Origin of the sequence: Desulfolutivibrio sulfodismutans DSM 3696, from assembly GCF_013376455.1 — a bacterium.
GTDB classification, from domain to species: Bacteria; Desulfobacterota; Desulfovibrionia; order Desulfovibrionales; family Desulfovibrionaceae; genus Desulfolutivibrio; species Desulfolutivibrio sulfodismutans.
Map to the genome: position 1 here is coordinate 789,684 of NZ_CP045504.1, position 16,125 is coordinate 805,808.

Genomic DNA, 16,125 nt, shown 5'->3' on the forward strand with positions numbered 1-16,125 from the left:
TTCGGCCACAGGGCGCAGTTCCGGAGAATGGAGATTTTTTTCTAGCGGCCGCCGTATTGCTTGCGCCATTCGTCTAGAAACAGGATAGCCGTTTCTAGTTCCGTCAGTCGCCCCTGCCGGGAACGCACCGCCGTGACCACATCGGCAAATCCCGCGTCCCCGGGCAGGCCTAGTTCGCCCAAAAGTCCCGAAAGTTCCTCGCGAAGCCCGGCAGGCAGATCCGCCATGCCCGCCTCGCGCCGGACGCCGTTGCCGAACCCGGGCCGTCTGGCGGCCACGAAATCCAGAAGCGTCTGCATGCGCGCCGCATAGGTATGGTCCTTAAGGGCCCGGGCCCGGGCCCGGGCAGCCATGGCCGCGCGTTCCCCGGGGTGCGCCAGATAATGGGCAGCTGCCTCCTTGAGGCCCTTGATGTCGGTAAACACCGCCACCTCGCCTGGGGCGAACACCTCAGGCAAAAGCTCCCGGCCGCTCACCAACTGAAAGGCCCCGCACATGGCCAGTTCGAAGGTCCGGGGGTTGACGAAGTCCCCAGGCGGCGCCAGGGCGGCGGGGTCCAGGCTCGAATGCAGATTGAGGTTGACCTTCGTGGCCCCGAACACCTTGACCGATTCCTCCGTGCTCACCCGCCGTCCGCCGAGTTGAAGGCGCGGGGCCAGGATGACCTCCCCGTCCCAATCGCTGCCCCATATCTTCAGATCGAACCCGAAAAGCTCTCGAAAGGCCATGCGCCGGTTGGGATAGCCCGCGCCGACAAAGGATAGGTCCGAACCGTACAGGCGGCGTTCGGCCGGGGTCAGGTCCACGGGGCGGTGGATGTCCGGGTCGGCGGCCATGGGCAGATACAGGACGTTCTCCACCCCGGCCTGGGCCAGGCGGGAAACCAAGGGCTCTTTCTGGATGACGGCGAAAAAATCGTAGTACGGGGCGAAGGCCTGCCAATAGGTGAAGACCTGATGGTCCTCCACGAACCACATGGCCGTGGCCACGCCGTCGCGGCGCAGGCGCTTGAGGGCCTGTCGATTCACCGGGGCCTGGGCCATGGCCAGGACCAGATCCGGTTCGAAGGTCTCGACCTTGGCCAGGAGGGCCTGGGATATGGTCTGCAAAAAGGCGTGCTCCAGATAGTCCAGACGCTGGGCAGTCACCCGCAGGTTTTTTAAGGCCGAAAAGGCCCCGTAAAACTCCGGGGCCTCGAAGACCTCCACCAGATGCCCAAGCCCGGCCAGGGCCTTGGCGCAATAGCGGCCCACGGGGAGCGATCCCCCATACATGGGCAAAACCACCAGAATACGGGTCAGGGCGCGGTCACTCATGTCGTTTCCATTTCCTGCGGTTTGCCGCCAAGCCGGGAAAAGCGGTCCAGCATCCAATCCGTTTCCAGGTAAAACCGGTCTCCAAGGGCCGGGCCGCCCGGGCTGCCGCCGGGCATGACGCCCAGGTGTTCGGCCACAAAGGCCCGAAAGGCCGCCCGGGCCTCGGCCGTGGGATCCTCCCCGGCAAAGGGGCGGCACACCACGCCCAGGGCGTCGGTTTCGGTGCGAAAGCCCACGATTCCTGCGGGCGGTGCGGCCTTGCCCGACCCGGCCGCCAGCCGGACCATGGCCGGGTCGGCAAAGGGCGTCAGACAGGCCATGCCCATCCCGCAGGGGGCCGACTCCAGGCAAGGGGCGCACGGGGTCACGGCCTGCCAGACCGTGTGGCCCGCGCCGTAGGGGCCGGTCTCATGGCACCAGGCCGATGACAGGAAAAAGGCCGTCACCGGCGTGCCCAGATGGGCGGCCAGGTGCATGGCCCCGGTGTCCGGGGTGAACAGGGCGTCAAGCCCGGCAATCTCCCGCACCAGCCCGGCCATGTCCGTCTTGCCGGTCAGGTCGGCCACATGGTCGGCCAGGGAGGGGTGCAACTGGCGGCAAAAGGCACGGGCCGCCGGGGCCTGGGCCGCCGTTCCCAAAAGCGCGATGCGCCGCACGGCATGGCGCGAGACCGCCGCCGCCGCCAGCGGGGCCAGAACCTCGGGCGGCAGGGACCGCCTGGCCTCACGTCCGGCCAGGACCACGCCCAGCCCCCCGCCCTTGGGCGCGGCCACAGGATTGACCGAATCGGGCGAAACCAGGCGCGGGGCAAAGGCGGCCCAGAAATCCGCCAGATTGAGGCCCGCCTCCCGGCGCGCGGCCGCAAACCGGAAGGCCAGGGCGGGCCAGGGATCTTTTTGCGGCTGCCCGCTTGCCTGAAAATGTCCGCGAACGGTTTCCGGGGGAAAAAGGGCGGAGACGGCCCGGGCCAGGCCGGAATGGTTGAGCAGGTACACGCGCGCAAAGTCCAGGCCGGAAAGCTCGGCAAACACCGTGCGATTGGCGAAGACGCGGGACAGGGCGGCCGGATCGTCCGTCCCGCCGGGGACGGCCGGGCCGTGGGCGCTCAGGCCGTGGCAGACCACGCCGGGGAACAGCAACCGGGCCAGGGAGGAAAGCGAGGCGTCCGTGAGCAGGTGGACCTCGCACGCGTCGCCATCGGCGTCCGCCAGGGCCACGGACAGAAGCAGCCGCTTGGTCTGGATCAGATCCCCCAGCCGGGCCAGTTGGACGACGAGCACTCGTTTCATAAAGGAAGCCTTCGAAAGACTTGATGATTTCTATCCGGATTTTTTTACGAAAGAAAGCTGTTTTCCCATCCGCCGGTCATCTGATATGCATTGCCCCCATGCGGTACTATCCCATATTTCTCAATCTCGCCCGGAAAAAATGTCTGGTGGTCGGCGCAGGCCAGGTGGGCCGACGTAAGATCGCCACCCTGGCCTCCTGCGGGGCACAAGAGGTTCTGGTTCTGGACGTGGCCCCCCTGTCCCCTTCGGGCGCGGCCATCCTGGACCATGCCTGCGTCCGCTTCGAACAGCGCCCCTTTGTCCCGGACGACCTGGAGGGCCGGTTCCTGGTCATCGCCTCCACCAGCGACGAGGAACTCAACTGGCGCATCAGCCGCCTGTGCGAGGAGCGCGGCACTCCCTGCAACATCGTGGACCAGCCGGAAAAATGCAGCTTCATCGTTCCCGCCCTGTTCACCCAGGGGGATCTGACCCTGGCCGTGTCCACCGGCGGAAGCTCCCCGGCCCTGGCCCGAAAGATCCGCCGCGACCTGGGGGACTACTTCGGCGCGCAGTACGGGGCCTTCCTGACGCTCATGGGCAGGCTGCGGCCCCTGGTCATCGGCCTAGGCCAGGGTTCGGACCACAACTCGGAGCTTTTCCGCACCATCGTGGAGTCGCCGCTTTTAGACGCCATCAAAAGCCGTGACGCCTCGGCCGCCCTGTCCATCCTGCGCTCGATCCTTCCCGAATCGCTGCATGGGCAACTTGAAGCGATCATCCTGGGGGTGATGCACGATGACGCCGGATAATCTGCTGTTTCTTGCGGTGATCTGCCTGTATCTCTCGGGAACGATCCTGTATCTGCTCGGCGTTCTGTGGCAGATCCCGATCCTTCGCCGGGCAAGCTACGCGGCCGCCATTGGGGGATTTCTCCTGCATTCGGTCTGCCTGGGACTTTCGCTTCGCGAGGAGTCCGGGACCATGCTGCTGCGCGGCGAGTTTTATTTCAGCCTTTTGGCCTGGAGTCTGCTCCTGATCTTTTTCTTTTTGTGGTGGCGGCTGCGCATGGATTTTCTGGGGCTTCTGGCCTCGCCCCTGGCGCTGATCCTCTTTCTCTCCTCCCAGGCCGTGGGCGGGGCGCGCCAGTTGCCGGAGACGCTCTCGGGCCTTTTTTTCGGACTGCACATCGGATCGCTTTTTTTGTCCATCAGCCTCCTGGCCATGGCCTGCGGCGCCGGGGCGGGCTATCTGTTCCTGGAACGCAAGATCAAGACCAAGGAAAAACTCACGGGGTTCGCCCGGGCCCTGCCGTCGCTTTCCACCTTTGACCGGGCCAACCAGTGGGCGGTCACCGGGGGCTTTCCCCTGTACACCATCGGGCTGGTCTCGGGCTTTTTGTGGGCCAAGCTCACCTGGCAGCGCATTTTCTCCTGGGATCCCAAGGAAGTGGTGGCCATTTTCATCTGGCTGCTGTTCGCCTTCCTGTTCCACCAGCGCCTGTTCATGGGCTGGCGCGGCCGCAAGACCGCCTGGCTGGCCATCTGGGTCTTTTGCCTCAGCATCGTGTCCATGCTGGTGATCAACTTCTTCATGCCCACCCACCACAGCTTCACGTCCTAAATCATGCAATACACTATTCATTTGTTCGGCTTAAACCACAAGACGGCGGACGTGGAGGTGCGAGAGGCCTTTGCCCTGGCCGACGGCGGCATTCTGGAGCGGGCTCTGGTTTCCCGGGAAAGCCCCATCCGCGAGGCCCTGGTCCTGTCCACCTGCAACCGGGTGGAGATATTGGTGTCCGGGGCTCCCGAGGCCGAAGTGGCCTCCCTGGTCTTGTCGCGCTGGGCCGGACACTGCAACCGGGATGCAGCGCGGCTTTCCCCGCACATTTACGCCCACGCCGGGACCGAAGCCGTGGAGCATGTCTTCCGGGTGGCCTCGGGCCTGGACTCCATGGTCCTTGGCGAGCCCCAGATCCTGGGCCAGATGAAGGACGCCTACCGTCGGGCCGTGGGCAACGGCTCCACGGGGGTGATCCTCAACCGGCTGTTGCACAAGGCCTTCTCCACGGCCAAAAAGGTCCGCACGGCCACGGGCATCGGGGCCAGCGCCGTGTCCATCAGCTATGCCGCCGTGGAGCTGGCCAAACGCATCTTCGGGGAGACGGCCGGGAAAAAGGCCATGCTCATCGGGGCCGGGGAAATGGCCGAATTGGCCGCCACCCACCTTCTGACCGCGGGCATCTCCCACCTGTACGTGGCCAACCGGACCTTTTCCCGGGCCGTCGAGTTGGCCGAACGCTTCCATGGCACGGCCATCCCCTTCGAAAACCTGGCCGAACATCTGCCCGAGGCGGACATCGTCATCAGCTCCACCGGCGCGCCCCAGGCCATCATCCGGGCCCGGGACATCAAGGACGTGCTCAAAAAACGGCGGCAGCGGCCCATGTTTTTCATCGACATCGCCGTGCCCCGGGACATCGACCCCGACGTCAACGGCCTGGACAACGTCTACCTCTACGACATCGACGACCTGCGCGAGGTGGTGGAGGAAAACCTGGCCCAGCGCAAGGAAGAGGCCACCCGGGCCGGAGAGATCGTGCGGGAGCAGGTGGAAAGCTTCTCCCACTGGCTCAAGGCCCTTGACCTGAGTCCCACGATCGTGGATGTTTTGCGCTATGGAGAAGACATCGCCAAAAAGGAATTGTGCAAGACCCTGCGCCGCCTGGGGCCGGACGTATCGCCCGAGACGGCCAAGGCCCTGGAATGCCTGGCGTTGTCCATAAGCCACAAGATTCTCCATGAGCCCATCGTGTTTCTCAAACGGCGCTCCAGGGAAAACGCCGGGGAACGATTTCTTGATCTGATCCGCCGGGTGTTCGACCTGGACAAAGAAACTGTCCCCGAAGACGCCCATGGCCGGGGCGCGGACGACCCGGCCTGCGGCTGCGAAGACGAAATATCCAACAAAGCGGGTGCGTCATGCGTTCCTACCTCATCGAGGAACTGACCGAAGACGATATGCACAGCATCAAGGCCAGGCTCTTGGAGAAAGGCTTCAAGGGTACCCTGGACGACATCTATTTCATCCCCTTTCCCCAGGAGATGCTCAACGACGAACAGACCGAGCATGCGGCCGAATGCGGCCCCTATGTCCTGGTTCTGGAGACGGGGCAGGACTCCATCAAGATGGAGCTTTTGGTGCGGGGCAAGGGTCGGCTGCGGTGTTCCTGCATCAGCTATTGCACGCCGGAGCAACGCAACCAGATGATCGATTTTCTGGACAACTTCATCCGCGAACTGGACATCCCGGTGTGAGCCGTCCCGGCAGTCCCGGGGTTTTGGACCCCGGAAAATGACCCCCACCCTGTCCGCATCGCTTCCGGCCAGGCTCGGCGACCTCTCTCCGGTTCAGGCCAGGCTGTGCCTCGCGATCCGGGCCTTTCTCCTGGAGCGGGCCCCGGAGGTTTCCGGCGCGTCCGTGGTGGCCGGGGTCTCGGGAGGACCGGACTCCACCGCCCTGCTGGCCATCCTGCGTCTTCTGGCCCCAGGCCTGGGCCTGACCCTGACCGTGGCCCACCTGGACCACGGCCTGCGCCCGGAGTCGGCGGATGAGGCCCTGGCCGTGGCCGCCCTGTGCCGCAGCATCGGCCTGCCCTGCCTGACGGAAAAGGCCGCCCTTCCGGAACCGGGTTCCCCGGGGCTTGAGGCGGCATCCAGAAACGCCCGGTACGCCTTTTTCGAGAAGGTCCGGGCCACGGTCGGGGCCGGTTTCATCGCCGTGGGGCATACCCAAAACGATCTGGCCGAGGATTTGCTCCTGCGGCTTGTGCGCGGTTGCGGCTGGCCGGCCCTGGGCGGCATGCCCGCCTTCGATCCGCGTCGTCGGCTGGTGCGGCCGCTTTTACTCACGCCCCGGGCGCGCCTGACCGCCTTTCTGGCTGAAATCGGGATCGCGGTCGCCGACGATCCCAGCAACGCCGACCCCGCCTATCGCCGCAACCGCGTCCGACACCGCATCCTGCCCCTTTTCCTGGCGGAAAATCCGGGCTTTTTGGATGTGGCGGCCCGGTTGTGGCGGCAGGCCGACCTGGACCGGCAGGCCTTCGCCGCCGATCCCATCCTCACAACCGGGCCGCAGTACGCCGCAAACGGGGATATCCTGGTGGCCCGGAAAACGCTGGCCGGACTGCCTCCGGCCCGGCGCATCCGGCTTTTCAAGGCGGTCCTGGACCGGCTCGGCCCGGGCGAGTCCCTGACGGACACGCTTTTTCGGCTGGAGCGGGCTGTTTCGGCCAGACGGGGGGGGGCTACGTTTCAATTTCCAGGGGGAAAAACCGCCCGGATTTTTACCGCAAACGTTCGCTTTCGCGGCCGGGGCGCATTGACAGGAATTGGCGCTGAAGATAGAAAGGGAGATTGTGAAATTTTAAACGAGGAGGCCTCGCCCGTGAATATCCTGATTTTCGGACCCAATGGCAGCGGTAAGGGAACCCAGGGTTCCCTGGTGAAAAAGAAATTCAACCAGGCCCATATCGAATCCGGCGCGATCTTCCGCGAGCACATCGGCGGCGGCACGGAGCTGGGCAAAAAGGCCAAGGCATACATCGACAAGGGCGAACTCGTCCCCGACGACATCACCATTCCTATGATCCTATCCACTTTGAAGGATAAGGGCAAGGACGGATGGCTGTTGGACGGCTTTCCGCGCAACATCGTCCAGGCCCAGAAGCTGTGGGAGGCCCTGCAGGCCGCGGGCATGAAGCTGGACTACGTCATCGAGATCCTTTTGCCCCGCCAGATCGCCAAGGACCGCATCATGGGCCGCCGCCTGTGCGCCAATGACGCCAACCACCCCAACAACATCTTCATCGACGCCATCAAGCCCAAGGGCGACGAGTGCCGGGTGTGTGGCGGCGCGCTGAAGACCCGTTCCGACGACCAGGACGAGGACGCCATCAACAAGCGCCACGACATCTACTACGACACCAAGACCGGCACCCTGGCCGCCGCCTATTTCTACAAGGATCTGGCCGCCAAGGGACAGACCAAATACATCGAGCTCAACGGCGAAGGCAGCATCGACTCCATCAAGGAGACCCTGCTGGCCAAGCTTTCCTAGCTCTCGCGCCTTCTTTTGCAAAAAAGGCCCCGCCAATCCGCCGGGGCCTTTGGTTCTTGCGGACCCCTTTCGGCCACAACCGGAAGGGGTTCGTCATTTTTCGACCTCTGATGCGGGTGCGCGCATCATGATTCCAGGACGAATTCACACCAGATCGCTTTCCGGGCGCAGGGCAAAACGTCCGTGGTGTCCTTGGTCAGGGGGCAGGGGTCAAAAGGTCGAGGAGCGCGGCATGCAGGTGGCCGTTGGTGGCCAGGATGGTCGGGGCCTTCAGGTCATACGGGGCGTTGGGGAGGTACTGGGTGACGCATCCCCCGGCCTCGGCCACCAAAAGCCATCCGGCGGCCGTGTCCCAGGGGTTGAGGGCCTTTTCGTAGAAGGCGTCGAAACGTCCGGCCGCGGTATAGGCCAGGTCCAGGGCGGCCGAACCAGGGCGGCGCACGCCCTGGGTGGCTGCCAGCACCCGTTCCAGTTCAACTAAAATGTCGGCCATGTGGGCCTCGATGGCGTAGGGAAATCCCGTGGCCACCAGGGCGTCGGCCAGGTGCGCTGTCCGGGAGACGCGCATGGGGCGGCCGTTGCAGGAGGCCCCGAGCCCGGCAGCGGCCAGGAAGGTTTCCCCCAGCATGGGGGCATGCACCACGCCCAGGGCCACCTTGTCCCCGTCCCACAGGGCCACGGAGGTGCACACGAAGGGAAAGCCGTGGGCGTAGTTGGTGGTGCCGTCGATGGGGTCGATGATCCAGGTCCGGGGACCGGGAACGGTCGTGGCCGCGGATTCCTCGGCCAGAAAGGCGCTTCCCGGGAGCAGGCGGCCGAGTTCCTCCACCAGAAAGCGTTCCACGGCCGTATCGGTCTGGGTGACCAGATCGATGCGGCCCTTTTTGCGGATGTCTTTTTTGCGGTCCCACTGGTCGCGGATGATGTCACCGGCGCTTTGCACGATGGCGGCGGCCCGGGCGAGAAGATCCTGCATGGGATGCGGCTAGTTGATGAACACGTTGGCGAAGCGTTCCCGGTCGTCCAGGGTCTTGCCGGTGCCGCGCACCACGGTGGTCAGGGGATCGTCGTCCACGAAGACGCTTAAGTTGGTCTCCTGCACGATGAGCCGGTCCAGGCCATTGAGCAGGGCCCCGCCCCCGGCCAGGAGCAGTCCGTTTCGGGCGATGTCGCCCACCAGTTCGGGCGGGGTTTTCTCCAGGGCCTTGAGCACGGCGGCCACGATGATGTTGACCGGGTCTTTGATGGCCTCGCGGATGTGGCCGTCTGAAATGGTGACGTTTTGCGGGGTGCCGTCGAGGAGGCTTTTCCCGGAAATTTCCATGGTCTTGGGTTCGGGCAGGGGCATGGCCGACCCGATGGTGATCTTTATCTCCTCGGCCAGGTTTTCGCCGATGAGCACCTGGAACTGGTCCTGGACGTACCTCTGGATGGTTTCGTTCATCTCGTCGCCGGCCACGCGCACGGACTCGGCATAGGCGATGGTGGAAAGCGAAATGACGGCCACCTCGGTGGTGCCGCCGCCAATGTCCACAACCATGTTCCCGGTGGGACGCTCAATGGGCAGCCCCGCGCCGATGGCGGCGGCCATGGGCTCCTCCACCAGCCGCACGTCCCGGGCCCCGGCCAGTTGGGCGGACTCGATGACGGCGCGCTTTTCCACCTGGGTGATGCCCGTGGGCACGCAGATGACGATCTTGGGCTTGGCGAAGCGGAAGCCGTGGATCACCTTGCGGATGAAAAAGGCGATCATGGCCCGGGTGACCTCGAAATCGGCGATGACCCCGTCTTTCATGGGCCGGATGGCCCGGATGCGATCCGGGGTGCGCCCCAGAAACTCCTTGGCCTCGGCGCCCACGGCCATGAGGCTGTTGGTGCGGTTGTCGATGGCCACCACCGAGGGCTCATTGAGGACAATGCCCTGGCTTTGCACATACAAAAGGGTGTTGGCCGTGCCCAGGTCCATGGCCAGATCCTTGCCGAGGAAATTGAACATCCGGGAAAACAAGCTGCGCATGGTGCCTACCGATTGTCCGGCTCGGGCCGGGGGTGGTTTCAAGAAAAAAGAGGCGCGAAGAAGGCGCGCGGTCCAATTCCGGAGACAAGCCCGGCCATGCGCAACGGCACATGCCGCCCTCGGGCCGGAAATCCGGTCGGGCGCATGTTAGAGTTCCTCGGGGAAAAAGTCTATGACGGGCCGTGGGAAAGACGACTTTTCAGGTGCAGATTCTCAAGAAAGAGAACCAGATATTCCGAGGTCATGCGGGCGAAATCCTTGATGTCCTGCCCAAAGCCCAGGGGGCGCTCGTCGGCCAGGACCAGGACCGCCCGGGAACGCCGGGCAAAAGCCAGTGGCAGGCAGATCACGCTACGAAATTCCGTGGCCGGAACATCCTTGCCGAAAAGCGGGGCCGGGGCGGCGCAGGACTCCCCGTCGCCCACAAAGGCCGGAGAATTGTTCTTGAACACCCAGCCGATCAAGCCCTGTCCCATGGTGAATTTCTTGGGAGCATCCAGGGGATGCTCGAACACCCCCCGGCTGGGGCCTTCGAGGTAATAGCCCTGTCCTGACTCGTCACGCACGGCCAGGAAACAGGCAGCAAACCCCGTGGTTTCGGAGAGGGCGCCAAGCAGCGCGGCCTGGAAGGCGGGCCAGGTGGGGTGGCTCCGGCGCAGGCCGCTTATGGTCGCCAAGGCCCGGTAATAGCGGGCGTCCCGGGCGTCCTCGGCACGCTGTCGTTCGGCCATGACATGGCTGGCGGCGATGTCCGCAAACTGCCCCAGGATTTTCTGGTCTTTTTCCCCGAAGGTGAAGGTCTTGCGGCTGTCCAGGCACACGGCGCCGCCGCACAGGGGCACGGGGCAGCCCATGAAGGCCCGGATGCGGGCTTCGTCTTTTTGGTCGTAATAGCCTAAGAAACCCCGTTTCTGGTCGAAATTCCCCACCAAAAGGGGTTTTTGGTTGCGGATGATCCATCCGGCCAGGCCCATGCCCGGGGAGATGACCACATCGGCCTTCACGTCGTCGCCCAGGCTGTAGTGGGCCGCCACCCGGCAGTCCTCGGAGTCCGGATCGGGCAGAAAAAGCACGGCCGAATAAGCGTCGAAAACGTTGAGGGCCAGGGCCATGAGCTTATGGTAAAACGCGGTGTCGGCCATGGGAACCCATGATCCGGAAAACGCCTCCGGGCGCGCTTTCCAGGCAAAGAAAAGCTTTATTTTTTTCGGTCAATGCCGTACATACGTGGATTCCACATATGGATGACCGGGCATTCGTCACGTCGCCTTTTGCACTGGATACCCCACTTCCAGGCGAATGGAAAGCGGCGCGGCCCCTGTCTCGGCTACCAGCCACCAAGGAGCGACCACCGGACCATGGCCTTCACCTGGGAAAAAGCCTTCAGCCGCGTGCGCGAGTTCCGTTTCGCCATTTCTCCGGAAAAGGCGTCGCCAACGGAGATCACACGGCTCCAGAACATTCCGGATCTCAAGCGGTTCCTTGATCTGGTGCACATCAAGCACTGCCTTTTGCGACCCTATTTCGAGCTCCCCCATTATCCCCTGGTGGACCCCCGGGAGCTTCTACCCTCCTTCGAAGGCGACCTCTACGAATACAAGGATCTGCCCGGATTCTCCATGGTGGCCCTGGGCAGGCCCCTGCGCTATTTCCAGGAAATCTTCCAATACGACATCCTGCACTGCCTGCACGACTACAACGCCGAGGAATACCGGGAGCAATGCCCCCTTGAACATTCCATTTTCACCCAGAACATCCGCACCTTCTGCGCCCGCCTGCCCAAGGTGGCCCAGGACGCCTTTCGCTCCGACTTTTCCGATCGCGACGTAAGCAGCCTGGAGAACTATCCGGCCCTCTTGCCCACCATTTTGCAGATGGACCGGGCCCATGTCTTTTCCCAGGACAGCCACAACGATTTCTACCTCTCCGGGGTCTACTGCTCCTTTCCGTCCTATCTGGACACGGAACTCAAACGCTTCGGCTTAAACATCCGCAAGTTTTCCGTGGGCGACGACCGCAAATACGAGCGCAACCGGAATTTCGTCTATCAGTTCCTGATGGAGCTCTACGGCTTCCCCATCGTGTCCGAGCGGCGCACCTCCTCGGCCCTTTTCGCCCGGCGGCTGTTCCGCATGGGCGAACAGTTCATGGTCCGGGTGCTGGGGCAGACCGACCGCTGCATCACCAGCCTCTCGTCCCATCCCGAGGCCAAATATTATCCCCGGGTGGAAAAAATCGCTTTGGTTTCCATCGACAGCCTGCACAAGGATCTGGTGGCCGTCCTCGACGAGGGCGGCTATTTCGTGGACAAGAAACGGCGCGTGGTCATCCTGCGCGTCACCTACCGCCAGCACAAATACGACCCCAACAACGTCCGCCAGGATCGCGCCCTGTCCGTGTCCGCCCAGGAGATCATCCATCCCCTGACCGCCAAGCCCCTGCCCCGGGTGAACATCATCAAAGACATCTACACCATGTTCCTGCGCTTAAACGACATCGTGCGCGGGGAATACAACGGCCGGGTCATCTATAAGCGCAACGAGGTGGTGGAAAACACCGATACCCACGAAAAACGCTTGAAGTGCCTCTATTTCTGGCTTGGCAAGCACCAACGGCGGATCATCGGCTATTCCGACGAATTCTATTCCAATGTGGTCAAGGTGCTGGACAATTACCTGCTCAACGCCGACCATTACGATGACTTCGACGCCATGCGCGACCTGTATCAGGAGGTCTGGAGCCGTTACAGCTACATCCAACAGGCCCGCAAGGTCAAAGACCTGGAAGACCTCCAGGATCGCCACTACAAAGGACAACGCATTTCCTATCTCAAGATGCTGACCCTCTACGTGGAGATCATGAACGATTTGAAGTTTGAGATCGTCAACTATTTCGAAACGCTTGTCGAAAAAGTTCTGCATATCGGAGAGAAGGTCTTAAGCGACAGCTACCTGGCGGCCAATTACATCCGCCCCCGGGAGGAAAAGCTCTCCGAATACGGACTGTCCGTGAAAAAGACCTACGGACGGCTGGTCGCCCTCCTGGACGAATTCAAGTCCATCCGCAAGGCCAAGAAAGAAAAAGGCCTGAACCTCCCGCTCACCGCCGATCCCATGTGACCGGCCGTCAACCCCTACACCTCGGAGGAACCATCGTGGAAAACCTGTCCACCACGCCCTTGACCGCGCATCACCAAGGCCTGGGAGCCAAAATCGTCCCCTTCGCCGGGTTCGCCATGCCGGTGCAATACACGTCCATCCTGGCCGAACACGCCCACACCAGAACCAAGGCCTCCATCTTCGATATCTGCCACATGGGCGAATTCACGGTGCAAGGCCCCGGCGCGGCCCAGGCCCTTGGCCGCTGCGTCACCCAGGACGTGGAAAGCCTCGGCGTGAACAAATGCCGCTACGGATTCCTCTTAAACGACGCCGGCGGGATCATCGACGACCTCATCGTCTACCGCCTGGAGGACGAGCGGTTCATGGTCGTGGTCAACGCCTCGCGCATCGCCCCGGATTTCGCCCGGTTGCGCACGCTTTTGCCCGAAGAGATCCTGCTTGAGGACATCTCGGCCCAGACCGCCAAGATCGATCTCCAGGGACCGGTCTCCCACGAGGTGCTGGCGCGGCTTTTACCCGGCGACTGGTCGCAGCTCAAATACTTCAACTGCACCTGGGTCACCTTCGAGAAGCTGCCGCTTCTGGTCAGCCGCACCGGCTACACCGGCGAACTCGGCTACGAGTTCTTCCTTCCGGCCTACAAGGCCCTGGCCCTGTGGGAAAAACTCCTGGCCGACCCCGACGTCAAGCCCGCCGGACTCGGCGCCCGGGACACCCTGCGCCTGGAAATGGGCTACCCCCTCTACGGCCAGGATCTGGACGAGGAACACACCCCTTCCGAGGCCGGATACGCAAGCCTGCTCAAGCCCGGGGCCTTCATGGGCAGCGCCGGGGCCGGGCTGGTCCGGGAGCGCCTCATCGCCCTGGCCGTCCCCGGACGGCGCAGCGCCCGGCACAACGACCTCGTGCTCTGCGACGGCGTCCAGGCGGGCCGGGTCACCAGCGGCTCCTTCTCTCCCAGCCTGGGGCATGGCATCGCCCTGGCCTACGTGGCCATGGACGACGCCGAAAAAACCGACTTCACCATCAAGGCCGCCAAGACCGAACTCGCCGCCTCGCGCACGGAACTGCCCTTCTATAAAGAGGGAACGGCCCGGAAGAAGCTGGGATAGGGGAAGGCCTCCGGCGGCCCGGGGGGAAACCTTTTAAAAAAGGTTTCCCCCCGGGATCCCCCTTCGAAAATTTTGACTGGGACGCGGGGGAATTTTTCCTCCGTTCGCTGGCAACCCGACACAAAAACGAGGCACCATGGGCCGGTTGGATGCGTTTTATCTGGAGCCGGAAGGCTGGCGGGAGCCGTATCGGCTCACCGGCGGCGAGGCCACGCATCTGGTCCGGGTGCTGCGCAAGAAGCCGGGCGAGACGGTGCGCCTGTTCGACGGCCTGGGCCGGGAAGGCGAGTTCCGCATCGTTGACGTGAAAAAAGATAAGGTTGCGCTTGAAGTCTTGAGCGTGGGCATGGAACCGGAACCGGAAGTCCAGGTCTGGCTGGCCGTGGGCTTCGCCAAGTCGGCCCGGCGCGGCGCGACCCTGGAAAAGGCCGTGGAGCTCGGGGCCGCCGGGATCATCTTCTGGCAGGCGGCACGCAGCCAGGGCGTCATGCCCGGGGCGGTCAAGGAGACGTGGCGCGACCAGATGATCGCCGCCGCCAAGCAGTGCGGGGCGGCACGGCTGCCCGGGATACGCTGCATTTCCGGCGGAGCGGCCGGGGTGGCGGCCATGGGTCCGGACTTCGACCGCCGCTTCGTCCTGTGGGAAGCAGCCGACGCCAAAGCCAGGCTTGAGGCCGGGGACATGGCCGATCCAGGCCGGGTGCTGGCCGTAATCGGTCCCGAAGGAGGCCTGGCCGGAGACGAGGTGCAGACCTTTCTGGACGCCGGTTTTGGGCCCGTCAGCCTGGGCAGGCGGATATTGCGCTTCGAGACGGCGGCCCTGGCCGTGTTGGCCCTGGCCCTTTTGCGTCCCGGCGGGAGATGACCATGTCCGACAAGACCCCCCTGGCCGAGCGCATCCGGCCCTCCACCCTGGACGATTTCGTGGGCCAGGGGCACCTGCTGTCCCGGGCCAAGACCCTGCTCAAATCCAAGCGTCTGCCGAGCCTTCTGCTCTACGGCCCGCCCGGGTGCGGCAAATCCACCCTGGCCATGGTCCTGGCCAAATCCAAGGGCCTGCCCTTTCTGCGGGTCAGCGCCCCCGAGGCCGGCCTTGCGGCCCTGCGCGCCCAGCTGCCCGGCCACGACATCCTCATCCTCGACGAGCTGCACCGCTTCTCCAAGGCCCAGCAGGATTTCTTCCTGCCGCTTCTGGAGTCCGGCGAGATCGTGCTTCTGGCCACCACCACGGAGAATCCGTCCTTTTCCGTGACCCGGCAGCTTTTATCCCGAATGCATGTGTTGCGGCTTCGTCCCCTGTCCCATGCCGAGCTTTTGCGCATCGCCGAACGCGGGGCCGGAGCCCTGTCCCTGGAGCTGGGCAGGGAAAGCCTGGAACTCATGGCCAACATGGCTATGGGCGACGGCCGCACCCTGCTCAATCTCCTGGAATACACGGCCGAACTGACCCCCGAAAACCAGACCCCGGAGAACCTGCGCACGGCCCTGCCCGAGGCGCTCATGCGCGGCGACCGGGACGGCGACGCCCACTACGAGCTGGCCTCGGCCTTCATCAAGTCCATCCGGGGCAGCGATCCCGACGCGGCCCTGTATTATCTGGCCTGCATGCTCGAAGGCGGCGAAGACCCGCGTTTCATCTGCCGCCGCCTGATCCTGTCGGCCTCCGAGGACGTGGGCCTGGCCGAGCCCATGGCCCTGCCCATGGCCGTGTCCTGCGCCGAGGCCATCGACCGGGTGGGCATGCCCGAGGGGTTCATCCCCCTGGCTGAGACCGCCGTGTTCCTGGCCCTGGCCCCCAAGAGCAATTCCACCTATGCGGCCTATCTGGCCGCCAAAAAGGAGCTTGGCATCTCCGGGGCCAAGCCCGTCCCCCTGCATCTGCGCAACGCCGCCACCGCCCTGCAAAAGCAGTGGGGCTTCGGCCAGGGCTACAAATATCCCCATTCCTATCCCGACGCCTGGGTGGATCAGGACTACCTCCCGGACGAACTGCGCGGCCGCCGCTTCTATCAGGCCAAGGACCAGGGCATGGAGCCGCGTCTGGCCGCCAAACTTTCGCGCTTGCGAAAAAAGTAACCGCCCTTGCCCTTCCCGCCAGAAGGGTTTACCCCGCCTCAATACGCCGCAACACGGCAATCCCGCCGTGGAGGCCACAGGCCGTCGCCC

General features: G+C 63.9%; 14 protein-coding genes and 1 pseudogene. 10 read left to right on the forward strand and 5 right to left on the reverse strand.

Annotated elements, in window-relative coordinates; translation table 11 throughout:
• Positions 1-41: 41 nt before the first annotated feature.
• Positions 42-1,316: a CgeB family protein gene (locus tag GD606_RS03735; protein WP_163300595.1), complete on the reverse strand. Its 1,275-nt coding sequence runs from the start codon at positions 1,314-1,316 to the stop codon at positions 42-44.
• Positions 1,313-2,605 carry a glycosyltransferase family 9 protein gene (locus GD606_RS03740; RefSeq protein WP_163300596.1) on the reverse strand — a complete coding sequence of 431 codons (1,293 nt, stop codon included), beginning with the start codon at positions 2,603-2,605 and terminating at the stop codon, positions 1,313-1,315. Before GD606_RS03740 ends, GD606_RS03735 begins: the two co-directional genes overlap by 4 nt.
• Before the next feature lie 98 nt (positions 2,606-2,703).
• Here GD606_RS03740 and GD606_RS03745 point away from each other — a divergent pair, with 98 nt between their 5' ends.
• The 6 genes and pseudogenes from GD606_RS03745 (at position 2,704) to GD606_RS20395 (ending at position 7,708) form a co-directional block, all read left to right on the forward strand.
• Complete coding sequence (locus tag GD606_RS03745) at positions 2,704-3,396, forward strand: precorrin-2 dehydrogenase/sirohydrochlorin ferrochelatase family protein (RefSeq protein WP_163300597.1); 693 nt, start codon at positions 2,704-2,706, stop codon at positions 3,394-3,396.
• Positions 3,383-4,207 (forward strand): cytochrome C assembly family protein, encoded by an 825-nt coding sequence (locus tag GD606_RS03750; RefSeq protein ID WP_163300598.1) that lies wholly within the window; start codon positions 3,383-3,385, stop codon positions 4,205-4,207. The genes GD606_RS03745 and GD606_RS03750 overlap by 14 nt, the downstream gene beginning before the upstream one ends.
• Before the next feature lie 3 nt (positions 4,208-4,210).
• On the forward strand, positions 4,211-5,596 hold the full coding sequence (gene hemA, locus GD606_RS03755; RefSeq protein WP_163300599.1) for a glutamyl-tRNA reductase: 1,386 nt from the start codon (positions 4,211-4,213) through the stop codon (positions 5,594-5,596).
• The gene (locus GD606_RS03760; protein ID WP_163300600.1) at positions 5,569-5,904 is read left to right on the forward strand and encodes a hypothetical protein; all 336 of its coding nucleotides are present in this window, start codon (positions 5,569-5,571) and stop codon (positions 5,902-5,904) included. Before hemA ends, GD606_RS03760 begins: the two co-directional genes overlap by 28 nt.
• Positions 5,905-5,941: 37 nt before the next feature.
• Positions 5,942-6,601 (forward strand): annotated as a pseudogene (tilS, locus tag GD606_RS20390) (tRNA lysidine(34) synthetase TilS); the annotation flags it as partial.
• A gap of 435 nt (positions 6,602-7,036) precedes the next feature.
• Positions 7,037-7,708, forward strand: a complete 672-nt coding sequence (locus GD606_RS20395; protein ID WP_246299057.1) for an adenylate kinase — start codon at positions 7,037-7,039, stop codon at positions 7,706-7,708.
• A gap of 196 nt (positions 7,709-7,904) precedes the next feature.
• On the opposite strand, the gene GD606_RS03770 is transcribed toward GD606_RS20395, so the two are convergent.
• The 3 genes from GD606_RS03770 to GD606_RS03780 all read right to left on the reverse strand — a co-directional run bounded on the left by GD606_RS03770 (position 7,905) and on the right by GD606_RS03780 (position 10,867).
• The gene (locus tag GD606_RS03770) at positions 7,905-8,684 is read right to left on the reverse strand and encodes an inositol monophosphatase family protein (protein ID WP_163300602.1); all 780 of its coding nucleotides are present in this window, start codon (positions 8,682-8,684) and stop codon (positions 7,905-7,907) included.
• Positions 8,685-8,693: 9 nt separating this feature from the next.
• Positions 8,694-9,725, reverse strand: a complete 1,032-nt coding sequence (locus tag GD606_RS03775; protein WP_163300603.1) for a rod shape-determining protein — start codon at positions 9,723-9,725, stop codon at positions 8,694-8,696.
• 170 nt (positions 9,726-9,895) lie between these two features.
• Entirely contained in the window at positions 9,896-10,867 is a 972-nt protein-coding gene (locus tag GD606_RS03780) for a GAF domain-containing protein (protein WP_163300604.1), read from the reverse strand.
• 216 nt (positions 10,868-11,083) lie between these two features.
• Between GD606_RS03780 and GD606_RS03785 the strand changes: the two genes are divergently transcribed.
• From GD606_RS03785 to GD606_RS03800, 4 genes are all read left to right on the forward strand, one after another.
• Positions 11,084-12,844 carry a hypothetical protein gene (locus GD606_RS03785; RefSeq protein WP_163300605.1) on the forward strand — a complete coding sequence of 587 codons (1,761 nt, stop codon included), beginning with the start codon at positions 11,084-11,086 and terminating at the stop codon, positions 12,842-12,844.
• A 35-nt stretch (positions 12,845-12,879) separates the two neighbouring features.
• A complete protein-coding gene (gene gcvT, locus GD606_RS03790; RefSeq protein ID WP_163300606.1) occupies positions 12,880-13,959 on the forward strand; it encodes a glycine cleavage system aminomethyltransferase GcvT in 1,080 nt (359 codons plus the stop codon).
• A gap of 136 nt (positions 13,960-14,095) precedes the next feature.
• Positions 14,096-14,824, forward strand: a complete 729-nt coding sequence (locus GD606_RS03795) for a 16S rRNA (uracil(1498)-N(3))-methyltransferase (RefSeq protein ID WP_163300607.1) — start codon at positions 14,096-14,098, stop codon at positions 14,822-14,824.
• 2 nt (positions 14,825-14,826) lie between these two features.
• Entirely contained in the window at positions 14,827-16,035 is a 1,209-nt protein-coding gene (locus GD606_RS03800; RefSeq protein WP_246298954.1) for a replication-associated recombination protein A, read from the forward strand.
• Positions 16,036-16,125: the final 90 nt, after the last annotated feature.